Annotated in this window: 1 protein-coding gene; it reads left to right on the forward strand. The window is 69.7% G+C overall.

What is annotated here, in order from left to right; all coding sequences use genetic code 11:
• Positions 1-239 precede the first annotated feature (239 nt).
• Positions 240-1,250, forward strand: a complete 1,011-nt coding sequence (locus GL263_RS26710; protein ID WP_182858308.1) for a sigma-70 family RNA polymerase sigma factor — start codon at positions 240-242, stop codon at positions 1,248-1,250.
• Positions 1,251-1,273 lie beyond the last annotated feature (23 nt).

A 1,273-nucleotide genomic window follows, 5' to 3' on the forward strand; every position in this document is an offset into this window, starting at 1 on the left:
CTCCAGTCGTCCGCACGGGCCGGACGAGGGGCCCGGCAGGAGATCCGGCACGCCGTCCGATCGGCGGCGTGAGCGGCATGACCGGCGTGCGGCGGCGCAGTTTACTGCATGATCGCAAAATTGTTGCGCCCGATGGGAATTCTGTCCCGATTCACGTCGTTGTGACATGCGTGGGCGGAGCCCGGGAAGGGTCTCCCGCCCGACCGGCCAGTAGTTGATCCACTCGCAAGGGAGCACGCATGGCAACCCGTGCCGTAGCCCGCAGTCAGTCCGCCGCCCGGGGTTCTGACCGGGCAAGCAGCGCGCGCGCAGGCGGCGACATCGCCGACCGCGACCTGGTCGGCATGTACCTCGACGAGATCGCACGCACCCCGCTGCTCGACGCGGCCAAAGAGGTCGAGCTGTCGCTCGCGATCGAGGCGGGTGTCTACGCCCAGCGCATCCTCGACGGCCAGGAGCAGCCTCCGTCCAAGAACGCCCCGTCGGCCACCGCCGGCCGGGAGGAGCTGGAGGCGATAGTCGCCGAGGGCGAGCGCGCGAAGGAGACGTTCATCCGCTCCAACCTGCGGCTTGTCGTCGCCGTCGCCCGACGCTACCCGCGCAGCGGCCTGCCCCTGCTCGACCTCATCCAGGAGGGCAACGCGGGCCTGGTCAGGGCGGTGGAGAAGTTCGACTACCGCAAGGGGTTCAAGTTCTCGACGTACGCGACGTGGTGGATCCGCCAGGCCATCACCCGGTCGATCGCCGACCAGTCGCGGACGATCCGGCTCCCCGTGCACCTGGTGGAGGAGCTGGGGCGCATCCGCCGTGTGCAGCGCGAGTTCAACCGCGAGCACGGGCGGGACGCCGAGCCCGCCGAGATCGCCGCGGAGCTGGACAGTACGCCGGAGCGGGTCGCCGACGTACTGGACTGGGCCCGCGACCCGGTCAGCCTGAACATGTCCGTCGACGACGAGGGCGAGACCCAGTTCGGCGACCTGCTGGAGGACACCTCCGCGGTCTCCCCTGAGCAGTCCGTGATGACGCTGCTGCGGAGTGAGGAGCTGGACGGCCTCATCGAGCGGCTGGACGAGCGCACGGCGTCGATCATCAGGTCCCGCTACGGCATCCTCGACGGCAAGGAGCGCACCCTGACGGAGGTCGGCAAGCAGCACGGACTGACCCGTGAGCGCATCCGGCAGATCGAGAAGCACGCGCTGCTCGAACTGAAGAAGATGGCCCACGACACCGGCTTCGACGCGGCCGCCTGATCCCGGACGCGGTCGGACCGGCC

The sequence above is a fragment of the Streptomyces durbertensis genome (assembly GCF_014156695.1).
Classification (GTDB): Bacteria; Actinomycetota; Actinomycetes; order Streptomycetales; family Streptomycetaceae; genus Streptomyces; species Streptomyces durbertensis.